Here is a 21,142-nt window from a genome sequence, read left to right on the forward strand (position 1 = left end):
GCGCTCCCCCCGACGGCCGGCGTCTCTCCCACCCGCTCACCTGCCCACCCGCCCACCCCGAAAGGATCAACGTGCCCGCATCGGATCCGGACTCTTCGGACTGGTGGCGCTCCGCCGCCATCTACCAGGTGTACGTACGCAGTTTCGCCGACGGCGACGGGGACGGCACGGGCGACCTCGCCGGGGTCCGGGCGAACCTGCCCTACCTCGCCGAACTGGGCATCGACGCGCTCTGGTTCACACCCTGGTACCTCTCGCCGCTCGCGGACGGCGGGTACGACGTCGCCGACTACCGCTGCATCGACCCGGCCTTCGGCACCCTCGCCGAGGCCGAGAAGCTCATCGCCGAGGCCCGCCGGTCCGGTATCCGCACCATCGTCGACATCGTCCCGAACCACGTCTCCGACCAGCACGTCTGGTTCAGGGCCGCCCGCGCGGCCCGCCCCGGCAGCCCCGAACGGGCCCTCTTCCACTTCCGGCGCGGACGGGGAGCGGACGGCGAACTCCCGCCCAACGACTGGGAGTCGGAGTTCGGCGGGCCCGCCTGGACCCGGCTGCCCGACGGCGAGTGGTACCTCCATCTCTTCGCGCCCGAACAGCCGGACCTGAACTGGGCACACCCCGCGGTGCGGCGCGAACACGAGGAGATCCTGCACTTCTGGTTCGAGCGCGGCGTCGCGGGCGTACGGATCGACTCGGCGGCCCTGCTCGCCAAGGACCCCCGCCTGCCCGACTTCACCGCGGGCACCGATCCGCACCCGTACGTCGACCGTGACGAACTCCACGCCATCTACCGCTCCTGGCGGGCGGTCGCCGACGCGTACGACGGGATCTTCGTCGGCGAGGTCTGGCTCCCGGACTCCGAACGCTTCGCCCGCTATCTGCGCCCCGACGAGCTGCACACGGCGTTCAACCTGAGCTTCCTCGCCTGCCCCTGGGACGCGCAGAAGCTGCGCCGCACGATCGACGAGACCCTCGCCGAGCACGCGCCCGTCGGCGCACCGGCGACCTGGGTGCTGTGCAACCACGACGTGACCCGGACGGTCACACGGTACGGACGCGAGGACACCGGCTTCGACTTCGCGGCCAAGGCGTTCGGCACCCCGACCGACCTCGCGCTCGGCACCCGGCGCGCCCGCGCCGCGGCCCTGCTCTCACTGGCGCTGCCCGGCTCCGTCTACGTCTACCAGGGCGAGGAGCTGGGACTTCCGGAGGCGGAGATCCCGCGGGACCGGATCCAGGACCCCATGCACTTCCGCTCGGGCGGCACGGACCCGGGGCGCGACGGCTGCCGGGTGCCGCTGCCGTGGAACGGCGCGCTCCCCGACACCGAACCGTGGCTGCCGCGGCCGGCGGACTGGCCCGCGTACGCCGCCGACCGCCAGGCCCGCGATCCCGGCTCGATGCTCAGCCTCTACCGGACCGCCCTGCGGCTGCGCCGCACGGTGCCGGGGTTCGGCGACGGCCCGATGACCTGGCTGCCGCCGTCCGGGCCGGAGGTGCTGGCCTTCGCCCGCCCGGACGGACTGGTGTGCGTCGCCAACCTGGGCCCGCAGCCGGCCTGCCTGCCGGCGTACGAGACCGTCCTGCTCGCCAGCGGGCCGCTCGACGAGGACGGGCGACTGCCCAGGGACACGGCGGTGTGGCTGCGCGCCCCGCATATTCTGGGACGGTCCCCCATGCCGTCGTAGACCGGAAGGTGCCGTGTTGAGCACGCAGATCCCCGTCATCGTCCTCGCGGGATTTCTGGGATCCGGAAAGACCACATTGCTCAACCATCTGCTGCGGGCGAGCCGCGGGACCAGGATCGGCGCGATCGTCAACGACTTCGGCTCGATCGAGATCGACGCCATGACCGTCGCGGGGCAGCTCGGCGACTCCACGGTGTCCCTCGGAAACGGCTGTCTGTGCTGCGCCGTCGACGCGAGCGAGCTGGACGTCTTCCTGGAGAGGCTCACCCGGCCCGCCGCCCGGCTCGATGTGATCGTGATCGAGGCCAGCGGCCTCGCCGAGCCGCAGGAACTCGTCCGGATGCTCCTGGCGAGCGAGAACGAACGGATCGTGTACGGGGGCCTCGTCGAGGTCGTCGACGCCGCCGAGTTCGACGCGACACGGGAGAGGCATCCCGAGATCGAGCGGCATCTCGGCATCGCCGACCTCATCGTGCTCAACAAGGCGGACCGGGCCGGGGACGGGGCGGCGGGGGAGCGGCTGCGGCAGCGGATCGCGGGCCTCGCCGACGGGGCGGCGGTGATCCCGGCGACGTACGGGCGGATCGATCCCGAGCTGCTCTTCGCATGCCGCCCGCGCGGCGAACGTGTCGGCCAGCTGTCCTTCGACGACCTCCACACGGGCGACGAGGGCGCCGTGTGCGACGTGGGCGCCGTGTGTGACGAGCACGGTCACGGCCATGGTCACCACGACCATCTGCACGCCGCCTACGAGGCCGTCTCGTTCACCGCCGCGGAGCCCCTCCACCCGCGCAGGCTGCTGGACTTCCTCGACTCGCGGCCCCAAGGGCTCTACCGGATCAAGGGCTTCGTCGACTTCGGTGACGCCGACCCCCGCAACCGGTACACCGTCCACGCCGTCGGCCGCTTCCTCCGCTTCTACCCGGAGCCCTGGCCACCGGGCCGGGAGCGGGGCACCCAGCTGGTCCTCATCGGCTCCGGCACCGACGGCGAGGCGCTGCTCAAGGCGCTCGACGCCGCCCGGGTGGCCGGCCCGCACGACGCCCCCGAGGAGCACAGCATGTGGGGCGTGCTGCGGTACGTGCCCGAACCGGCCGCCGCGGAACCGGCCGCCGGGGACCTCGCCGAGGAACCGGACGACCGGAGCTGAACGAGGCTGCCCCCGCACCGGTGGAGGGTGCGGGGGCAGCCGTCGTGTCCGTCCGGGAAGACCCCGCTACGACGCGGGGCCCGCCAGCGCGTCCACCGGCTTCGCCGGCGGTGTGCCCGAGCCGTCGCGCCGGGGGTCGAGCTCCGGCAGCTCCGACGGGGTGCCGTTCTTCTGCGCGGCACGCGCCGGGGCGGCGCCCGCCCAGGCCAGGAGCAGCACGTCCTCGCCCTTCAGGAACCGCTGGCAGCGGACGCCGCCGGTCGCCCGGCCCTTGCGCGGGTACTGGTCGAAGGGCGTCAGCTTCGACGTCGTGACCGAGTCGTCGAGTGCCCCGGTGGAACCCGCGGCCGTGAAGACCACCGCGTCCGCCGCCGGGTCGATCGCGGTGAACGAGATCACCTCCGCGCCCTCCGTGAGCTTGATACCGGCCATGCCGCCCGCCGGCCGCCCCTGCGGCCTCACCTGAGCGGCCTGGAAGCGCAGCAACTGGGCGTCGGAGGTGATGAAGACCAGGTCCTCCTCGCCGGTGCGCAGCTCGGCGCCGCCCACGATCCGGTCGCCCTCCTTGAGGGTGATGACCTCCAGCTCCTCCTTGTTGGCAGGGAAGTCCGGCACCACCCGCTTCACCACGCCCTGGAGCGTCCCGAGCGCGAGGCCCGGCGAGGACTCGTCCAGGGTCGTCAGACACACCACCGTCTCGTCCGCCTCCAGGGAGAGGAACTCCGACAGCTGCGCCCCGCCCGACAGGTTCGGCGCCGCGGCCGTCTCCGGCAGCTGGGGGAGATCGATCACCGCGAGCCGCAGCAGCCGCCCGGTCGAGGTGACCGCACCCACCTCGCCGCGGGCCGTCGCGGGCACCGCCGAGACGATCACATCGTGCTTGGCGCGCTTGCCGTCGTCCTCCGGCAGCGGCTCCCCGGTGACCGTGCGCGCCAGGAGCCCCGTCGAGGACAGCAGGACGCGGCACGGGTCGTCCGCGACCTGGAGCGACTCGGCGGGAACGGGCGTGCCCGCGGACTCCAGCAGCACGGTGCGCCGGTCGGTGCCGAACTTCTTGGCCACCGCGGCCAGTTCGGAGGAGACGAGCTTGCGCAGCTCCGCGTCCGAATCCAGGATCCGGGTCAGCTCCGCGATCTCCGCGGTGAGCCGGTCGCGCTCACTCTCCAGCTCCAGCCGGTCGAACTTGGTGAGCCGGCGCAGCGGGGTGTCCAGGATGTACTGCGTCTGGACCTCGCTGAGCGAGAAGTGGGCGATGAGCCGCTCCTTCGCCTGCGCCGAGTTCTCACTGGACCGGATCAGGCGGATGACCTCGTCGATGTCGAGGAGCGCGACGAGCAGGCCCTCGACGAGATGCAGCCGGTCGCTCTTCTTGCCGCGGCGGAACTCGCTGCGGCGCCGGACGACGTCGAAACGGTGGTCGAGATAGACCTCAAGGAGCTCCTTGAGGCCCAGCGTCAGCGGCTGGCCGTCGACCAGCGCCACGTTGTTGATGCCGAAGGACTCCTCCATCGGCGTCAGCTTGTACAGCTGCTCCAGGACGGCCTCCGGGATGAAGCCGTTCTTGATCTCGATGACCAGGCGCAGCCCGTGCTCACGGTCGGTGAGGTCCTTGACGTCCGCGATGCCCTGGAGCTTCTTCGCGCCGACCAGGTCCTTGATCTTTGCGATCACCTTCTCCGGGCCGACGGTGAAGGGCAGCTCGGTGACGACGAGGCCCTTGCGGCGCGCCGTCACGTTCTCCACCGCCACGGTGGCGCGGATCTTGAACGTGCCGCGGCCGGTCTCGTACGCGTCCTTGATCCCGGCCAGGCCCACGATCCGGCCGCCCGTGGGCAGGTCGGGACCCGGGACGTACCGCATCAGGGTCTCCAGGTCGGCGCCCGGGTGCCTGATCAGATGGCGGGCGGCGGCGATGACCTCGCCCAGGTTGTGCGGCGGCATGTTGGTCGCCATACCGACGGCAATGCCGGAGGCGCCGTTGACCAGCAGATTCGGGAAGGCCGCGGGCAGCGCGACCGGTTCCCGTTCCTGCCCGTCGTAGTTCGGCGAGAAATCGACCGTGTCCTCGTCGATCGACTCGGTCATCAGGCTCGTGGCGTCGGCCATGCGGCATTCCGTGTACCGCATGGCGGCCGGAGGGTCGTCGTTGCCGAGCGAGCCGAAGTTCCCGTGGCCGTCCACCAGCGGCAGGCGCATCGAGAAGGGCTGCGCCATGCGCACCAGCGCGTCGTAGATCGACGCGTCACCGTGCGGGTGGAGCTTGCCCATGACCTCGCCGACGACGCGCGCGCACTTCACATAGCCGCGGTCGGGGCGCAGGCCCATCTCGTTCATCTGGTACACGATCCGGCGATGGACGGGTTTCATGCCGTCCCGGGCGTCCGGCAGCGCCCGTGAGTAGATCACCGAGTACGCGTACTCGAGGAAGGAGCCCTGCATTTCGTCGACGACGTCGATGTCGAGGATCCTCTCCTCGAAGTCGTCGGGCGGCGGCGTCTTCGTGCTGCGGCGGGCCATCGCTGCTGCGGCTCCTTCACCAACATGAACCATGAACGTGATCTGACGCCGACCATTGTGGACCGTCCCGCTGACATCGCCGACCCCGACCCGATCCCACCGGGCCGAACGCCCCGGAACCGGCAGGTGGCGACGGCCCCGACGACCGGGCGGAACCGGCGGGAACTTCGCCAGGTGTCGGCGGCCTTGCATACAGTGGCAGAACATCCAGCAACGCGATCGAAGGGACCACATGCCCATGGGTCACACGGCCACAGCGCAGGCCGGCTCCGGCGGCCTGACAGCGACCGAGCACCGCCTGGCCAACGGTCTGCGCGTGGTGCTCTCCGAGGACCACCTGACCCCGGTCGCCGCGGTCTGCCTCTGGTACGACGTCGGCTCGCGCCACGAGGTCAAGGGGCGTACGGGCCTGGCTCACCTCTTCGAGCACCTGATGTTCCAGGGCTCGGCGCAGGTCTCCGGGAACGGCCACTTCGAGCTCGTGCAGGGAGCGGGCGGCTCGCTCAACGGCACCACCAGCTTCGAGCGCACCAACTACTTCGAGACGATGCCCGCCCACCAGCTGGAGCTCGCGCTCTGGCTGGAGGCCGACCGCATGGGCTCGCTGCTCACCGCGCTCGACGACGAGTCCATGGAGAACCAGCGGGACGTCGTGAAGAACGAGCGCCGCCAGCGCTACGACAACGTTCCGTACGGCACGGCCTTCGAGAAGCTCACCGCGCTCGCCTACCCCGAGGGCCACCCGTACCACCACACCCCGATCGGCTCCATGGCCGACCTGGACGCGGCGACGCTGGAGGACGCGCGGAGCTTCTTCCGCACGTACTACGCGCCGAACAACGCGGTGCTCTCGGTCGTCGGCGACATCGACCCCCGGCAGACGCTCGCCTGGATCGAGAAGTACTTCGGCACGATCCCCTCCCACGACGGCAAGCAGCCGCCGCGCGACGGCAGCCTCCCCGACACCATCGGCGAGCAGCTGCGCGAGGTCGTGGTGGAGGAGGTGCCCGCCCGTGCGCTGATGGCCGCCTACCGGCTGCCGCACGACGGCACCCGCGAGTGCGACGCCGCCGACCTGGCGCTGACCGTCCTCGGCGGCGGCGAGTCGTCCCGGCTGCACAACCGCCTGGTGCGCCACGACCGTACGGCCGTCGCCGCCGGCTTCGGGCTGCTGCGGCTCGCCGGGGCGCCCTCGCTCGGCTGGCTGGACGTGAAGACCTCCGGCGGGGTCGAGGTGCCCGGCATCGAGGCCGCGGTCGACGACGAGCTGGAGCGGTTCGCCGCCGAGGGCCCTACACCCGAGGAGATGGAGCGGGCCCAGGCGCAGCTGGAGCGCGAATGGCTGGACAGGCTCGGCACGGTCGCGGGCCGCGCGGACGAACTGTGCCGGTACGCCGTGCTGTTCGGCGACCCGATGCTGGCGTTCAGCGCCGTGTCGCGGGTCCTCGACGTCACCGCCGAGGAGGTGCGGGCCGTCGCCCGGGCCCGGCTGCGCCCGGACAACAGGGCGGTGCTGGTGTACGAACCCGTCCAGGCCGCCGAGGGCACCGAGGGCACCGAGGACAACGACGACGCAGAGGGGGCGGACCAGTGACCGACGCTGCCGCGACCACCATGGAGTTCCACCCGCAGCCGACGGCCGGCGAGGCGAAGCCGTGGGCCTTCCCCGCCCCCGAGCGCGGCACGCTCGACAACGGGCTGACCGTGCTGCGCTGCCACCGCCCCGGCCAGCAGGTGATCGCCGTCGAGATCTTCCTCGACGCCCCGCTGGACGCGGAGCCCCAAGGGCTCGACGGTGTCGCCACGATCATGGCCCGCGCCCTCTCCGAGGGCACCGACAAGCACACGGCGGAGGAGTTCGCGGCCGAGCTGGAGCGCTGCGGCGCCACGCTCGACTCGCACGCCGACCACCCCGGCGTGCGGGTCTCCCTGGAGGTGCCGGTCTCCCGGCTGCCGAAGGGGCTCGGCCTGCTCGCCGAGGCCCTGCGCGCGCCCCTGTTCGCGGACAGCGAGGTCGAGCGGCTCGTACAGAACCGGCTGGACGAGATCCCGCACGAGACCGCCAACCCCGCACGCCGCGCCGCCAAGGAGCTCTCCAAGCAGCTCTTCCCGGCCACTTCCCGGATGTCCCGGCCCCGCCAGGGCAGCGAGGAGACCGTGGAGCGCATCGACTCCGCGGCCGTGCGCGCCTTCTACGAGGCCCACATCCGGCCCGCCACCGCCACCGCCGTCATCGTCGGCGACCTCACCGGTGTCGACGTGGACACCGTGCTGGCCGACACCCTCGGCGACTGGTCCGGCGGCGCCGCCCAGCGCCGCCCCGCGCCGCCGATCACCGCCGACGACACGGGCCGCGTCGTCATCGTCGACCGCCCCGGCGCGGTCCAGACGCAGCTGCTCATCGGGCGTATCGGCCCGGACCGCCACGACCGCGTCTGGCCGGCCCAGGTCCTCGGCACGTACTGCCTGGGCGGCACCCTCACCTCCCGCCTGGACCGTGTCCTGCGCGAGGAGAAGGGCTACACGTACGGGGTCCGGGCCTTCGGCCAGGTCCTGCGCTCCGCTGCGCCTTCTTCCCCGGGAGGGGCTACGGGCGCGGCGATGCTCGCCATCAGCGGCTCCGTCGACACCCCGAACACGGGGCCGGCTCTGGACGACCTGTGGAAGGTGCTGCGCACCCTCGCGGCGGAGGGTCTGACGGACGCCGAGCGCGATGTCGCCGTGCAGAACCTGGTGGGCGTGGCCCCGCTCAAGTACGAGACGGCGGCGTCCGTCGCGGGCACGCTGGCCGACCAGGTCGAGCAGCACCTCCCGGACGACTTCCAGGCGGAGCTCTACGCCCGGCTGGCCGAGACCGGCACCGTCGAGGCGACGGCCGCGGCCGTCAACGCCTTCCCGGTGGACCGGCTCGTCACCGTCCTCGTCGGTGACGCCTCCCAGATCGCGGAGCCGGTGCGGGCGCTCGGCATCGGACAAGTGACGGTCGTCACGGGCTGATTGTCCGAGGAGTGGATCCCGGCTGACCGGGGAGCGGCTCCCGAGCAGAGGGAAGGGCCCCGTTGGCGGTGCGCCAACGGGGCCCTTCCGTATGTCCGTTTTGTTGGCGAGACGGCGTGTCTGCCCTGTGGCATGAACAACAATTCCGGGTGTCCGTTTGGTGATTGAAAGATGACCGGCTTAGCGTCATCTGCGCTGTCCGCCGGTTGCACCAGCCGCGCCCGCGGCATCGGGCAGCCATCGCCGAGTCCCCGTCGGGCGCGAGCCTGGGGAACCGGGGACCCACATGTCCCCCTTGGGGTGAATCGGACGCCTTCGTCTGTGCGGAGGGGCCCGTAGGAGACCTTCCTGCTCCGAACCCGTCAGCTAACCCGGTAGGCGAGAAGGAAGGAAAGGATCAGCCTCTTCATGGCGTTCACCCGTGCCACCGGGAAGCATCGTGGTCCGAGCCGGCTGGCGCGCAAGCGCGCGGGCATCGCCGGAGCGGCGGCCATCGCCACCACCGGCGTCATCGGAACCCTCGCCTCCCCGGCGCTCGCCGCCGACACGGACACCTTCGCCGTCGAGGACACCGGCCTGCTCCAGGCCGTCGTCGCCGACGACACCACCCTCGCCGACCGGATCGACGCCCAGGCCGACGCCCAGCAGCAGGAGGCCGATCTGGCCGCCGCCCGCGCCAAGGCCGAGGCCGAGGCGAAGCGCAAGGCGGAGGCCCGCGCCAAGGCGGCGCGTGCCGCCAAGGAGCGCGCCGCCCGTGAGGCCGAGCGCAAGCGCCTGATGTCCTACACGCTCCCGGTCGCCGGCTCCTACGTCTCCACGGGTTACCAGGCCGGCGGCGCCGTCTGGTCCTCCGGTACCCACACCGGTGTCGACTTCCACGCCGCCTCCGGGACCCCGGTCGTCGCCGTCGGCATGGGCGAGGTCGTGGAGGCCGGCTGGGGCGGTGCGTACGGCAACAACATCGTGATCCGTATGAAGGACGGCACGTACACCCAGTACGGCCACCTGTCCTCCATCGGCGTCTCGGTCGGCCAGACCGTCACCCCGGGCCAGCGGATCGGACTCTCCGGGGCGACCGGCAACACGACCGGACCGCACCTCCACTTCGAGGCCCGCACGAGCCCCGAATACGGCTCGGACATCGACCCGGTCGCGTACCTGCGCGGCCACGGCGTCAGGGTCTGACGGCCGCTCCGGGCGGCACTGACACCAGCGGGGCCCCGGGTCCGGTCACGCCGACCGGACCCGGGGCCTTCGCCTTCGGTCCACCCCGGGGCCTTCTCCTTCGTCGTCTTCCGGCCAAAAGATATCCATGCATTACCGTGAACCGCCGTAGACCATCGGAAATTCCGGTCCGCTGCAATAGAGTCACCGAACAGACAACCCTTCGGCTGGGTTTCGCGCGGATAAAAGGCGGAGGTTCGGTATGCGCATTCCTGCGCGCTCGGTATGCACGGCGATCCGCGACGACATCGTCTCCGGCGTCTTCGAGCGCGGCAGCCGGCTCACCGAGGAGCAGCTGGCGCGCCGCTACGGCGTCTCGCGTGTCCCGGTGCGCGAAGCGCTGCGCACCCTGGAGTCGGAGGGGTTCGTCACCACCCGGCGGCATGCCGGCGCGTGTGTGGCCGAGCCCACCGAGCAGGAGGCGGCCGACCTGCTGGAGATCCGGCTGCTGCTGGAGCCCCTCGGCGCCGCACGCGCTGCCCAGCGACGCACGGACGCGCATCTCAAGGTCCTGCGTGGCCTGGTCAGACTGGGTCAGGAGCGGGCCCGGCGCGGCCAGGGCGAGGATCTGCGCTCGCTGGGCGGCTGGTTCCACGAGACGCTCGCGCAGGCGTCCGGCAGCCCAGGACTGATCGCGCTGCTCACCCAGCTCCGCCACAAGATCGCATGGATGTACACCGTCGAGGCGCCCGCCCAGCCGGTCGAGTCCTGGGGCGAGCACGGCGCCATCGTGGACGCGGTCGCGCGGGGCGACGTGGAGCGGGCACGGGCGCTCACCACCCTGCACGCGGAGCGCACGACGGCGGCGCACCGGCTGCGAATTGCGCCGCAGAGGGCCGTGAGGACTTCGCAACATGCCGTAAACACGGCGAGCGTCCGCTATTAACAAAGGCGCCGTATACAAAGGTCGGCGCTTTTGTTTCTTCGTTTTCCCGGGGCTTTTGCCGAGCGCATAGGGACGAGCGCATAGGGACGAGCGCATACGGACGAGCGTGTACCGCCGAGCGCATACGACGGAGCCGCGGTCACCGGTGAATTCCGGTGCCGCGGCTCAGTCGTGTGCATGCCTTGGCCGGCCGATGGCCGGGCGACCGTCTCAGACGGTCTCGGGAAGCTCCTCAAGACCCTCGGCGACCAGCTTCGCCAGACGGTCGAGAGCGGCTTCGGCGCCGTCCGCGTCCGAGGCGAGGACGATCTCCTCGCCGCCCTCCGCGCCGAGGCCGAGCACCGCGAGCATCGAGGCGGCGTTCACCGGGGTGCCGTCGGCCTTGGCGATCGTGACGGGAACGCCGGAGGCCGTGGCGGCACGGACGAAGATGGAGGCGGGGCGGGCGTGGAGGCCCTCGGCCCAGCCGACATTGACGCGGCGCTCAGCCATGGTGATGCCCTTCAAGTGCTAGGGGTTGTCTAGACCATTGTGTCATGTGTTGCGGAGTGCTCGTACCGGCCTACGGCCGTGCCGCGAATCCGTGGACCCAGCGTGCACCTGCACTTCGGGCTTCGCGACCCGTGTCCGGGTCGTAACCTTGCCCCATGCAGACCCCGTCGGACCACGCGTACCCCGACCACTGGGAAGCAGACGTGGTGCTGCGCGACGGCGGCACGGCCCGGATCAGGCCCATCACCACCGAGGACGCCGAGCGGCTCGTCAGCTTCTACGAGCAGGTCTCCGACGAGTCCAAGTACTACCGCTTCTTCGCGCCGTACCCGCGGCTCTCCGCGAAGGACGTGCACCGCTTCACGCACCACGACTACGTGGACCGGGTGGGGCTCGCGGTGACGGTCGGCGGGGAGTTCATCGCGACCGTGCGCTACGACCGGATCGACGGCACCGGAAGGGCGGCGTCCGCGCCCGCGGACGAGGCGGAGGTCGCCTTCCTGGTGCAGGACGCGCACCAGGGGAGAGGTGTGGCGTCCACACTGCTCGAGCACATCGCGGCGGTCGCGCGGGAGCGGGGGATCAGGCGGTTCGCGGCGGAGGTGCTGCCCGCCAACAGCAAGATGATCAAGGTCTTCACGGACGCCGGATACACCCAGCGGCGCAGCTTCGAGGACGGCTCCGTCCATCTCACGCTCGACCTGGAGCCGACCGCCAGGTCCCTCGCGGTGCAGCGCGCCCGGGAGCAGCGGGCCGAGGCGCGCTCCGTGCAGCGGCTCCTCGCGCCCCGGTCGGTCGCGGTGATCGGGACGGGGCGGGCGCCGGGCGGGGTCGGCCGCACCGTGCTGCGCAATCTCCTGGCTTCCGGATACACGGGGCGTATCCGTGCGGTGAACCGCGCCCTCGGTCCTGAGGCGCGGGAGCTGGACGGCGTGCCCGCGTACCGCTCGGTCGCCGAGATCGTCGCGGAGACCGGGGAGCCCGTGGACCTCGCTGTCCTCGCCGTCCCCGCCGACCGGGTGCCGGACGCCGTCGCCGACTGCGGCGAGCACGGGGTGCAGGGGCTGGTCGTCCTGGCCGCGGGCTACGCGGAGAGCGGCGAGGACGGACGCGGCCGGCAGCGCGAACTGGTGCGCCAGGCGCGTTCGTACGGGATGCGGATCATCGGCCCCAACGCCTTCGGGATCATCAACACCGCCGAGGGGGTCCGGCTGAACGCCTCGCTCGCGCCCGAGAGCCCGGCCCCCGGGCGGATCGGGCTCTTCACCCAGTCGGGCGCGATCGGCATCGCGCTGCTGAGCGGGCTGCACCGACGGGGCGCGGGGCTCTCGTCGTTCATCTCGGCGGGCAACCGGGCGGATGTCTCCGGCAACGACTTCCTCCAGTACTGGTACGAGGACGAGGGCACCGACGTCGTCCTGCTGTACCTCGAATCGATCGGCAACCCGCGGAAGTTCACGCGTCTCGCCCGGCGCACGGCGGCGGTCAAGCCCGTCGTGGTGGTGCGGGGCGCGCGGCACAGCGGCAGCGCGCCCCCGGGGCACGCGGTCCCGACCACGCGCGTGCCGTACGCGACGGTCTCCGAGCTGCTGGCACAGGCGGGCGTGATCCGCGTCGACACCGTCACGGAGCTCGTCGACGCGGGGCTGCTGCTCGCGGGGCAGCCGCTGCCGGCGGGGCCGCGGGTCGCGATCCTCGGGAACTCCGAGTCGCTCGGGCTCCTCACCTACGACGCCTGCCTGACGGAGGGGCTGCGGCCGCTGCGGCCGCGCGACCTGACGACGGCGGCGACACCGGACGCCTTCAGGGCGGCGCTGGCGGAGGCGTTGCGGAACGACGCGTGCGACGCGGTGGTCGTCAACGCCATCCCGTGGGTCGGGGACGGCGGAGTCACCGAGTCCGGCGACGGCGAGATCCTGGCGGAGGCCCTCCGCGACGCGGCGGCCTCGTCCCCGCCGAAGCCGGTCCTGGTGGTCCACGTCGAACTCGGCGGCCTGGCGGAGGCCCTCGCCGCGGCGACGAGCTCGGCCCCGGCTCCTGCAACGGCTCCGGCTCCGCCGACTGCCCCTCCCCCTCCCCCTGCCTCTGCTCCGGCTCCGGCTCCGGCTCCGGCTCCGGGCCCGGGCCCGGGCCCGACGGCTCCCGCAACGGCCCCGGCTCCGGCGACTGCCCCTGCCCCTGCCCCGGCTCCGGCTCCGGCTTCGTCTCCGGGCCCGACGGCTCCCGACACGCCCGGCCGGTCCGGCCCGTCCGCGGCCGGTCCCGGCGAAGGCGCCCGCGCCGGCGCGCGGATTCCCGCGTACCCCGCGGCCGAGCGGGCCGTTCGGGCGCTGGCCGAGGCGGTGCGGTACGCGCAGTGGCGGCGGGAGGCGGCCGAGCCCGGGAAGGTGCCGGAGTACGAGGACATCGACGAGGCCGGCGCGGCCGCCCTCGTCGGACGGGTGCTGGAAGGCGTTCCGGGCGAGCGGGGCGTCACGCTCCACCAGGAGGACGCGCGCGAGCTGCTCGCACGGTACGGGATCCCTGTGCGGCCCACCCTTCCCGCACCCGCCCCGGACGCCGCCGCCCACGCCGCCGCGCGCCTCGGCTACCCCGTCGCCCTCAAGACCACGGCCCCGCACCTGCGCCACCGCCCCGACCTCGGCGGCGTCCGCCTCGACCTCGCCGACGAGCAGCAAGTGCGCCAGGCGTACGCCGAGTTGACGGAGGCGCTCGGGAAGGCGGAGGAGCTCCAGCCGGTCGTGCAGGCCATGGTGCCCCGCGGTGTGGACACCGTCGTACGCGCCGCCATCGACCCGGCCGTCGGCGCCGTGCTGTCCTTCGGGCTCGCGGGGCCCGCCACGGAGCTGCTCGGCGACACGGCCCACCGCCTCGTCCCCGCGACCGACCGCGACGCCGCCGCGATCGTCCGATCCATCCGGACCGCACCGCTCCTCTTCGGCTGGCGCGGCTCCGCGCCCGTCGACACCCGCGCCCTCGAAGAACTGCTCCTGCGCGTCTCCCGGCTGGTCGACGACCACCCCGAGGTGGTCGCGATCAGCCTCGAACCGGTCGTCGTCGCCCAGCACGGCCTCTCCGTGCTCGGCGCGTCCGTACGCCTGGCGCCGCCCCCGCCCCGTACCGACCTGGGCCCGCGCACGCTGCCCAGCTACTGAGCCGCCCGCCACGCGCCGGTCACGAGCGCACCACGAGCGGACTCCCAGGGTCCCGCGGGCCCGTAGGATGGAGCCCATGGCGAAGACCGGTACGACGACCCAGGGGCTGCGCGCGGCGATCGAGCGCAGCGGCTACTACCCGGCTCTCGTGGCCGAGGCGGTGGAGGCCGCCGTCGGCGGCGAGCCGATCGCGTCGTACCTGGTGCACCAGGAGACCACGTTCGACGCGAACGAGGTCCGCCGCCATGTCACCGTCCTCGTCCTGACCGGCACCCGGTTCATCGTCAGCCACACCGACGAGCAGGCCGCCGACACCAGCTCCCCGACGCCGTACGCCACGACCTCCACCGAGTCGGTCAAGCTCGGCCGGATCTCCTCCGTCGTCGTCAGCCGCGTCGTGGCCAACCCCGAGTCGTACACGCCGGGCACCCTGCCCCGCGAGGTCGTCCTCACCATCGGCTGGGGCGCCGTCTCCCGGATCGACCTGGAGCCTGCCGCCTGCGGCGACCCCAACTGCGACGCGGACCACGGCTACACCGGAAACTCCACCGCCGACGACCTCAGCCTCCGTGTCAGCGAGGCCGGCGACGGCCCCGACGCCGTCCGGCAGACGCTCGCCTTCGCACAGTCGCTCTCCGAGGCCACGGTCGCGACCGCCGCACCGGCGGCCGGCCACTGATGACCTTGCCCGACTGGCCCGACGACCTCGTCCCGCTCGCCCTCGACACCGCCCCCGCGCCGGCGTACGGCTCCGCCTCGCTCTGCGACCTGCTGCCGACGATCGCCGCAGGGCAGGGCGTGCCCGGACTGCACACGACCCTCACGGGGCTCGCCCCGGCCGACCGGAACTGCGTCTTCCTTGTCGACGGCCTCGGCTGGGAGCAGCTCAGGGCCCACCCCGAGGACGCGCCGTACCTCACGTCGCTGCTCGCCACCTCCCACGGCGGCACGGGCGCACCGATCACCGTCGGCTTCCCCGCCACCACGGCGACCTCCCTCGCCTCCTTCGGCACCGGACTGCCGCCCGGAGCCCACGGCCTGCCGGGCTACACGGCCCGCAACCCGGAGACCGGCGAGCTGATGAACCAGCTGCGCTGGAAGCCGTGGACCTCGCCGCGCGTCTGGCAGCCGTACCCAACGGTCTTCCAGCTCGCCGACGAGGCCGGGGTGCACACCGCGCAAGTCTCCTCCCCGGCGTTCGCCGACACCCCGCTCACCAAGATCGCACTGAGCGGCGGAACGTTTCACGGGCGTCTCACCGGCGAGGAGCGTATGGACTTCGCCGCGGAGCAGCTCGCCGCCGCCGACCGCTCGCTGGTCTACACGTACTACAGCGAGCTCGATGGCAAGGGCCACCGCTTCGGTGTCGACTCCGACGCCTGGCGCGGCCAGCTGATGTACGTCGACCGGCTCGTCCAGCGCCTCGCCGAGCAGCTCCCGCCCCGCACCGCGCTCTATGTGACCGCCGACCACGGCATGATCGACATCCCCTTCGACGAGGAGTCGCGGATCGACTTCGACGAGGACTGGGAGCTGCGCGCCGGCGTCGCCCTGCTGGGCGGCGAGGGCCGGGCCCGCCATGTGTACGCCGTCCCGGGCGCCGAGTCCGATGTGCTCGCCGTCTGGCGCGAGGTCCTCGGCGACCGCTTCTGGGTGGCGAGCCGGGAGGAGGCGATCGCGGCGGGCTGGTTCGGCCCGCGGGTCGACGAGCGCGTCCACCGACGCATCGGCGACGTCGTCGCCGCGGCCCACGCCGACGTCGTGATCACCGCCTCCGTCAACGAGCCGAACGAGTCCGCCATGGTCGGCATGCACGGCTCGATGACCCCCGTCGAGCAGCTCGTCCCCCTCATCGAAGTCCGCTCGTAACACATCTCCCAACACATCTCCCAACACATCTCCCACAACAACTGAAAGGCCGTCACATCCCCATGTCCGAGCTGGTGTTCTTCTCCGGAACGATGGACTGCGGAAAGAGCACCCTGGCGCTGCAGATCGAGCACAACCGTGCGGCGCGTGGCCTGCAAGGTGTCATCTTCACCCGTGACGACCGGGCGGGCGAGGGCAAGCTCTCCTCCCGGCTGGGGCTGGTCAGGGAGGCGGTCGAGCTCGTCGAGGGCATGGACGTCTACACGTATCTGGTCGACCGGATGACCAGGGGCGGCCGGGCGGACTACGTCATCGTCGACGAGGCCCAGTTCCTCGCGCCCGAGCAGATCGACCAGCTCGCCCGGATCGTCGACGACCTGGAGCTGGACGTCTTCGCCTTCGGGATCACCACGGACTTCCGGACCAAGCTCTTCCCCGGCTCGCAGCGGCTGATCGAACTGGCGGACCGGATAGAGGCGCTCCAGGTCGAGGCCATGTGCTGGTGCGGCGCCCGCGCCACCCACAACGCGCGCACGGTCGGCGGCGAGATGGTCGTCGAGGGCGCCCAGGTCGTGGTCGGCGACGTCAACAGGCCCGCGGAGGAGATCGGCTACGAGGTGCTGTGCCGGCGCCACCACCGCCGCCGGATGACGAGCGCGACCGCCCGCGCAGGGGTGCTGTCCCCCGACGTGCTGCCCGTGACATCCGGCTGAGCCCGTGATGTCCGGCTGAGGCCACAGCTTCCGGCTGAGCTGCAGCCCGGGCCAGGGGACGGCCGGGCTGCTACAGGTCGGTCGCCGTCCGTACGATCGTGAAGACCGCGCCCTCCGGGTCCGACACCGTCGCGAGCCGGCCGCTCGAACCCTCCCGCGGCGCGTGGAGCACATGCCCGCCGAGGTCCATCAGCCGGGCCGCGGTCTCGTCCGGGTCCTCGACCTCGAAGTACGTCATCCAGTGCGAACCGCGGTCGCGGGGCAGGGCATGGCCCACACCGTGCAGGGAGGCCACCGGGCGCCCGTCCAGGTGCAGGGTCAGATAGTCGAAGTCGGCCGAGACGACCGGCTCGAGCTCGTACCCGAAGACCGACTGGTAGAACTTGCTGACCGAGGAGGTCTCCCGCGTCACCAGCTCGTTCCAGACCGGGGTGCCGTGCGTCCCCAGCAGGGCGGTGCCGTGGTGGGCCGCGGCCTGCCAGATGCCGAAGACGGCGCCTTCCGGGTCCGCGGCGATCGCCAGCCGCCCCGCGTCCGCCGCGTCGAGCGGCCCGACGCCGACGGTGCCGCCGCACATTCTGATCTGCTCGGCGGTCGCGTCGGCGTCGTCGGTGGCCAGATAGGTGGTCCAGGCGATCGGCAGATGACGTTCGGGAGGAAGCCGGCCGATCCCCGCGACTTCCTTGCCGTCGATCAGCGCGCGGACGTACGGACCGAGCTGCTGGGGGCCCGGGACGAAGTCCCAGCCGAACAGCGCCTTGTAGAAGTCCTGCGTCGCGGCGAGTCCGTGCACCATCAGGCTCACCCAGCAGGGCGTGCCGGGCCTGCGGCGGGTCGCCTCGGTCATCGTGACACTCTCCTCGGACCATCGTCGTGGCCGTGCGGCGGGGGACCGGATCCGGACCGTGTGCGGCGGCTGCCCGGCGCCCCGTGCAGATGCTTGCACCACCCGGCGTGCGGCGCGGCCCGCCCGCGCCGAGTGTCCGGGGATCCCACAGGAGGATGCCCGTTCTGGCGATGTCCATCCGTGCCGCCTCCCAGGACTCCGCCCTGGGGACCCTCAGCCGTCGCGGGCCCGTCGCGGGCCGCACTTGCGCGAGGATGGCTGCTATGACCCCCATCATCACCGCAACAGAACTCGCGAGCGAGTCGGCCGGTCGGCGGCCGCCGGTCCTGCTCGACGTGCGCTGGCAGCTCAGTCTGGCCAAGGCGGCCGGCGCCGCGCCCTTCGACGGGCGGGCGGAGTACGAGGCCGGGCACATCCCCGGCGCCGTCTACGTCGACCTCGACACGGAGCTTGCGGGACCGCCCGGTCCGGGCGGCCGGCATCCGCTCCCGGACATGGCCGTCTTCGGCGCGGCGATGCGGCGCGCCGGTGTCTCGTGCTCCGTACCGGTCGTCGTCCACGACGGCGGCCAGGGATGGGCCGCGGCACGGGCGTGGTGGCTGCTGCGGTGGGCGGGCCACCCGGACGTCCGGGTCCTGGACGGCGGTCTCGCGGCGTGGGACGGCCCGCTGACGACCGAGATCCCCGCACCGCAGCCGGGCGACTTCACCCCGGAGCCGGGCGGCCTTCCGCTGCTCGATGCCGACGGCGCCGCGGCGCTGGCCCGCTCCGGACTGCTGCTCGACGCGCGGGCCGCCGAGCGCTACCGGGGCGACGTCGAGCCCATCGACCGGGTCGGCGGGCACATCCCCGGTGCGGTCTCGGCGCCGACGACGGATAACGTCGCACCGGGAGCCACCACCTTCCTCCCCGCGGAGGAACTGGCCGAGCGCTTCAAGCACCTCGGCGCCGTGGACGCCTCCGAGGTCGGCGTCTACTGCGGCTCGGGCGTCTCCGGCGCGCACGAAGTGCTCGCCCTGGCGGTCGCCGGCGTACCCGCGGCCCTGTACGCCGGCTCGTGGTCGGAATGGTCCTCCGACCCGGCACGCCCGGTGGCGACGGGCCCCGACCCCAGCTGAGCGGCGCGCGGGGGCCGAGCCTCGGCACAACGGGCCCGCACAGGAGGACGCGCCCGCAAGCACGACGGGCCCGCACAGCACGACGGGCTCGTACGGAAATCCCGTACGAGCCCGTCGTGCTGTGCGAGCAGAGCGCGTCAGTCCTGCTTCTTGCGGCGCGTCCCGAACACGATCTCGTCCCAGCTCGGCACCGCCGCACGCCGCCCGGGCCGCACCCCGTCCGCCTCGGCCTGGCGGTCCGTCGTGCCGACGAGCCGGTCGCGGTGGCCGCTGACCGAGCGCGGCATGAGGACATCGGCGTACGCGGATCCGGCGCCCGCCGATGCCGCAGGGGCCGGGGGCTCCTCGGCGTCGGGCTCCTGCGCCGGCTCGGAGGTGGCCGGCGGGTCCACCGGAGCGGGCCGCTCCGGGACGACCATGTCGCCACGGAAGCTCGGCACCGCCTCCAGCAGGCTGGTCAGCGAGTCCCGCTCGCTCTCGTCGGTCTCCGCAGCCGGAGGCGGGGCGGGCGCCGGCAGGGCCGCCCGGTCGAGCGGGCGGTCGCGCGGCAGCCGCGCGATCCTCGGAACGAACGGGAAGCTCGGCTCCTGCGCGACGGCGATGGCGTCGTCGGTCTCACCGATCAGCGCGCGTGCCTCGTCGTCGACGGCCTGCACGAGCCGCCGCGGCGGGTCGTACGTCCAGCTCGCCGAGTGCGGCTCGCCCGCCACCCGGTAGACCAGCAGTACCTCCCAGGTGCCGTCGTCGCGGCGCCAGGAGTCCCACTGGACGGTGTCCTTCTCGGCGCCGCGCAGCAGCAGCCGCTCCTGCACCGCCTCGCCGAGCTGCGGGCCCGCGTTCTCGCCGGGGCGCCGTACGGGAGTCTTGCGCGCACGCTCGGCCATGAACGCCCGCTCCGCGAGCACCGGGCCCTCGAAGCGCCGCACCCGGTCGACGGGGATCCCGGCGAGCTGCGCGACCTCCTCGGCGGAGGCGCCTGCCCGTATACGTGCCTGGATGTCGCGGGGGCGGAGGTGGCTCTCCACCTCGATCTCGATCTGGCCGAGGCGGGCACGGTCATTGCGCACGGCAGCGCGCAGCCGCTCGTCAATCGGAAGCGTGTACTCCGTGCTGTCCGCAGCCTTCAGCACCAGTCGTGTGCCGTCGTTGGAGACGGCCACGACACGCAGTTCGGGCATGGGGACCTCCCGGGTGGTGCCTGCCGACGTCACGTGCGTCGCTGCTTCCGCTAGTCGAGTGTGGCCTGCCCGGGTGCAGCCTGCCACAACCTTGCCGAGTTGCCCGGCGTGTCGGGCATGGGCCCTGGATCGCCGTTATGGCACGGTTACCTGTTTGCAACGCAGCGTGACGAGCTTCGTCACGCTGTGCAGCAGGCGCCCGTGCGGTGCCGCGGCGCCGCCGGTTCGAGTGCCGCTTTCGGCCCCCTCCCGTAGTCCGGACACCCGTGAGGGAGGCCGGTCCCAGGGCTCGCCACAGTACTCCATTCGGGCCACGGGGGTGGACCGGCGCGCCGCCGAACTTCTCGTGGGGGGTGGGAGTTGGACGCCTGTACCCACCATCGGGGAGTGTCAAGCTTCACAGAATCCCCTGAATCGGAACTATTCGCTTTGCCTATATGTCCCTTCCTGGTGCATGGCTGGACAAGTAGGCAAACAGGGGCAGGAGATGCAGCAAAAGGAGCAGCGGCTCGATCTGAGCCTTCCCCAGGTTGCGGGCAGCGCGCTCGCGGCGGTCGCGGCGGCGGTGCTCGCCTCGCAGCTCGGTGTCTACGGAACGTTCATCGGCGCGGGCGTGGTCAGCATCGTCGTGACCTGTGGCGGCCCGGTTCTCCAGCAGTTGTTCCGGCGCACGGGCCAACAGCTCCGCGTCGCCGCGCAGTCGCGCGATCCTGCGGCGCGTACGCCGCAGGAGGCGTCCACCGAAGGGGAGTTCGGCGAGTCCACGACGTACGGCACGCGCGTCCGCGGATGGAAGCGGTCCGCTCTCGCGGCCGCCGTCGTCTTCGCCGTGGCGATGGCCGGTATCACGGCGTACGAGCTCGCCTCCGGCAGGGATCTGAGCGGTGGCACGGGGACGACGGTCGGCTCGGTCGTACGCGGGGGCGGGGGCGGGGGCGGCGGTGACTCCTCGCCGTCCGGGACGAACCCGCAGGAGGACCAGGTCGACGAGCCGAACCGCACACCGGGCGGCGGCTCCGTCGGCCAGAGCCCCGACGGCGAAGAAGGCGGTCAAGGGTCCGCCGGCAAGGACACGGATCCCGGAACGGGCGGGGGTACGGGCACCGGAGGGGAGTCGGACGGCGGCCAGGGTGACGGCCGGGGCGACGGCGGCGGTGCCACCGAGCCGCCGTCCGGGACAACGTCGTCCTCCGACGGCGAAGCCGCGACGCCGACGTCCACACCCACGCCGCCCGCCACATCCACGCCGACTCCGCCCGCCCGCGAGGACGCGGCGGATAACGACGCGGACACCCCCTAGGAGGT

At 72.5% G+C, this 21,142-nt stretch carries 16 protein-coding genes and 1 riboswitch; of the genes, 12 read left to right on the plus strand and 4 right to left on the minus strand.

Features of this window, described 5'->3' with window-relative positions:
• Nucleotides 1-71: 71 nt before the first annotated feature.
• Both KK483_RS27190 and KK483_RS27195 read left to right on the plus strand, forming a co-directional pair.
• Nucleotides 72-1,691, plus strand: coding sequence for a glycoside hydrolase family 13 protein (locus KK483_RS27190; RefSeq protein ID WP_262007843.1), 1,620 nt, complete (start codon nucleotides 72-74; stop codon nucleotides 1,689-1,691).
• A gap of 13 nt (nucleotides 1,692-1,704) precedes the next feature.
• Nucleotides 1,705-2,841: a GTP-binding protein gene (locus tag KK483_RS27195; protein ID WP_262007844.1), complete on the plus strand. Its 1,137-nt coding sequence runs from the start codon at nucleotides 1,705-1,707 to the stop codon at nucleotides 2,839-2,841.
• A 66-nt stretch (nucleotides 2,842-2,907) separates the two neighbouring features.
• Here the strand turns inward: KK483_RS27195 and KK483_RS27200 are convergent, their stop codons facing one another.
• Nucleotides 2,908-5,358 carry a DNA topoisomerase (ATP-hydrolyzing) subunit A gene (locus tag KK483_RS27200; RefSeq protein WP_262007845.1) on the minus strand — a complete coding sequence of 817 codons (2,451 nt, stop codon included), beginning with the start codon at nucleotides 5,356-5,358 and terminating at the stop codon, nucleotides 2,908-2,910.
• A gap of 232 nt (nucleotides 5,359-5,590) precedes the next feature.
• On the opposite strand from KK483_RS27200, the gene KK483_RS27205 reads away from it, so the two are divergent.
• The 4 genes from KK483_RS27205 to KK483_RS27220 all read left to right on the plus strand — a co-directional run bounded on the left by KK483_RS27205 (nucleotide 5,591) and on the right by KK483_RS27220 (nucleotide 10,465).
• A complete protein-coding gene (locus KK483_RS27205) occupies nucleotides 5,591-6,952 on the plus strand; it encodes a pitrilysin family protein (protein ID WP_262007846.1) in 1,362 nt (453 codons plus the stop codon).
• 20 nt (nucleotides 6,953-6,972) lie between these two features.
• Nucleotides 6,973-8,355, plus strand: coding sequence for a pitrilysin family protein (locus KK483_RS27210; RefSeq protein WP_262009708.1), 1,383 nt, complete (start codon nucleotides 6,973-6,975; stop codon nucleotides 8,353-8,355).
• 231 nt (nucleotides 8,356-8,586) lie between these two features.
• A riboswitch (cyclic di-AMP (ydaO/yuaA leader) is annotated at nucleotides 8,587-8,751 on the plus strand.
• 12 nt (nucleotides 8,752-8,763) lie between these two features.
• Nucleotides 8,764-9,540, plus strand: coding sequence for a M23 family metallopeptidase (locus KK483_RS27215; protein WP_262007847.1), 777 nt, complete (start codon nucleotides 8,764-8,766; stop codon nucleotides 9,538-9,540).
• A gap of 241 nt (nucleotides 9,541-9,781) precedes the next feature.
• A complete protein-coding gene (locus KK483_RS27220) occupies nucleotides 9,782-10,465 on the plus strand; it encodes a GntR family transcriptional regulator (protein ID WP_262007848.1) in 684 nt (227 codons plus the stop codon).
• A 210-nt stretch (nucleotides 10,466-10,675) separates the two neighbouring features.
• On the opposite strand, the gene KK483_RS27225 is transcribed toward KK483_RS27220, so the two are convergent.
• Nucleotides 10,676-10,957, minus strand: a complete 282-nt coding sequence (locus tag KK483_RS27225) for an HPr family phosphocarrier protein (protein WP_242330306.1) — start codon at nucleotides 10,955-10,957, stop codon at nucleotides 10,676-10,678.
• Nucleotides 10,958-11,112: 155 nt separating this feature from the next.
• Here KK483_RS27225 and KK483_RS27230 point away from each other — a divergent pair, with 155 nt between their 5' ends.
• From KK483_RS27230 to KK483_RS27245, 4 genes are all read left to right on the plus strand, one after another.
• A complete protein-coding gene (locus tag KK483_RS27230) occupies nucleotides 11,113-14,112 on the plus strand; it encodes a bifunctional GNAT family N-acetyltransferase/acetate--CoA ligase family protein (protein WP_262007849.1) in 3,000 nt (999 codons plus the stop codon).
• A gap of 76 nt (nucleotides 14,113-14,188) precedes the next feature.
• The gene (locus tag KK483_RS27235; RefSeq protein ID WP_262007850.1) at nucleotides 14,189-14,791 is read left to right on the plus strand and encodes a DUF5998 family protein; all 603 of its coding nucleotides are present in this window, start codon (nucleotides 14,189-14,191) and stop codon (nucleotides 14,789-14,791) included.
• Complete coding sequence (locus KK483_RS27240) at nucleotides 14,791-15,981, plus strand: alkaline phosphatase family protein (protein WP_262007851.1); 1,191 nt, start codon at nucleotides 14,791-14,793, stop codon at nucleotides 15,979-15,981. The genes KK483_RS27235 and KK483_RS27240 overlap by 1 nt, the downstream gene beginning before the upstream one ends.
• A 62-nt stretch (nucleotides 15,982-16,043) precedes the next feature.
• The gene (locus KK483_RS27245) at nucleotides 16,044-16,694 is read left to right on the plus strand and encodes a thymidine kinase (protein WP_262007852.1); all 651 of its coding nucleotides are present in this window, start codon (nucleotides 16,044-16,046) and stop codon (nucleotides 16,692-16,694) included.
• Nucleotides 16,695-16,764: 70 nt separating this feature from the next.
• On the opposite strand, the gene KK483_RS27250 is transcribed toward KK483_RS27245, so the two are convergent.
• Complete coding sequence (locus tag KK483_RS27250; RefSeq protein ID WP_262007853.1) at nucleotides 16,765-17,541, minus strand: VOC family protein; 777 nt, start codon at nucleotides 17,539-17,541, stop codon at nucleotides 16,765-16,767.
• 263 nt (nucleotides 17,542-17,804) lie between these two features.
• Between KK483_RS27250 and KK483_RS27255 the strand changes: the two genes are divergently transcribed.
• Nucleotides 17,805-18,659, plus strand: coding sequence for a sulfurtransferase (locus KK483_RS27255; protein ID WP_262007854.1), 855 nt, complete (start codon nucleotides 17,805-17,807; stop codon nucleotides 18,657-18,659).
• 137 nt (nucleotides 18,660-18,796) lie between these two features.
• Here the strand turns inward: KK483_RS27255 and sepH are convergent, their stop codons facing one another.
• Nucleotides 18,797-19,837 carry a septation protein SepH gene (gene sepH, locus KK483_RS27260; protein WP_262007855.1) on the minus strand — a complete coding sequence of 347 codons (1,041 nt, stop codon included), beginning with the start codon at nucleotides 19,835-19,837 and terminating at the stop codon, nucleotides 18,797-18,799.
• Nucleotides 19,838-20,324: 487 nt separating this feature from the next.
• Between sepH and KK483_RS27265 the strand changes: the two genes are divergently transcribed.
• Nucleotides 20,325-21,137: a hypothetical protein gene (locus KK483_RS27265; RefSeq protein ID WP_262007856.1), complete on the plus strand. Its 813-nt coding sequence runs from the start codon at nucleotides 20,325-20,327 to the stop codon at nucleotides 21,135-21,137.
• Nucleotides 21,138-21,142 lie beyond the last annotated feature (5 nt).

It is taken from the genome of Streptomyces sp. FIT100 (assembly GCF_024584805.1).
In the GTDB taxonomy this organism is placed as follows: Bacteria; Actinomycetota; Actinomycetes; order Streptomycetales; family Streptomycetaceae; genus Streptomyces.

What these genes read in the sequence shown, in the direction of transcription:
- KK483_RS27200 (WP_262007845.1), bottom strand. Translation starts at nt 5,358, where the DNA reads ATGGCCCGCCGCAGCACGAAGACGCCGCCGCCCGACGACTTCGAGGAG.
- KK483_RS27205 (WP_262007846.1), top strand. Translation starts at nt 5,591, where the DNA reads ATGCCCATGGGTCACACGGCCACAGCGCAGGCCGGCTCCGGCGGCCTG.
- KK483_RS27210 (WP_262009708.1), top strand. Translation starts at nt 6,973, where the DNA reads ATGGAGTTCCACCCGCAGCCGACGGCCGGCGAGGCGAAGCCGTGGGCC.
- KK483_RS27215 (WP_262007847.1), top strand. Translation starts at nt 8,764, where the DNA reads ATGGCGTTCACCCGTGCCACCGGGAAGCATCGTGGTCCGAGCCGGCTG.
- KK483_RS27220 (WP_262007848.1), top strand. Translation starts at nt 9,782, where the DNA reads ATGCGCATTCCTGCGCGCTCGGTATGCACGGCGATCCGCGACGACATC.
- KK483_RS27225 (WP_242330306.1), bottom strand. Translation starts at nt 10,957, where the DNA reads ATGGCTGAGCGCCGCGTCAATGTCGGCTGGGCCGAGGGCCTCCACGCC.
- KK483_RS27230 (WP_262007849.1), top strand. Translation starts at nt 11,113, where the DNA reads ATGCAGACCCCGTCGGACCACGCGTACCCCGACCACTGGGAAGCAGAC.
- KK483_RS27235 (WP_262007850.1), top strand. Translation starts at nt 14,189, where the DNA reads ATGGCGAAGACCGGTACGACGACCCAGGGGCTGCGCGCGGCGATCGAG.
- KK483_RS27240 (WP_262007851.1), top strand. Translation starts at nt 14,791, where the DNA reads ATGACCTTGCCCGACTGGCCCGACGACCTCGTCCCGCTCGCCCTCGAC.
- KK483_RS27245 (WP_262007852.1), top strand. Translation starts at nt 16,044, where the DNA reads ATGTCCGAGCTGGTGTTCTTCTCCGGAACGATGGACTGCGGAAAGAGC.
- KK483_RS27250 (WP_262007853.1), bottom strand. Translation starts at nt 17,541, where the DNA reads ATGACCGAGGCGACCCGCCGCAGGCCCGGCACGCCCTGCTGGGTGAGC.
- KK483_RS27255 (WP_262007854.1), top strand. Translation starts at nt 17,805, where the DNA reads ATGACCCCCATCATCACCGCAACAGAACTCGCGAGCGAGTCGGCCGGT.
- sepH (WP_262007855.1), bottom strand. Translation starts at nt 19,837, where the DNA reads ATGCCCGAACTGCGTGTCGTGGCCGTCTCCAACGACGGCACACGACTG.
- KK483_RS27265 (WP_262007856.1), top strand. Translation starts at nt 20,325, where the DNA reads ATGCAGCAAAAGGAGCAGCGGCTCGATCTGAGCCTTCCCCAGGTTGCG.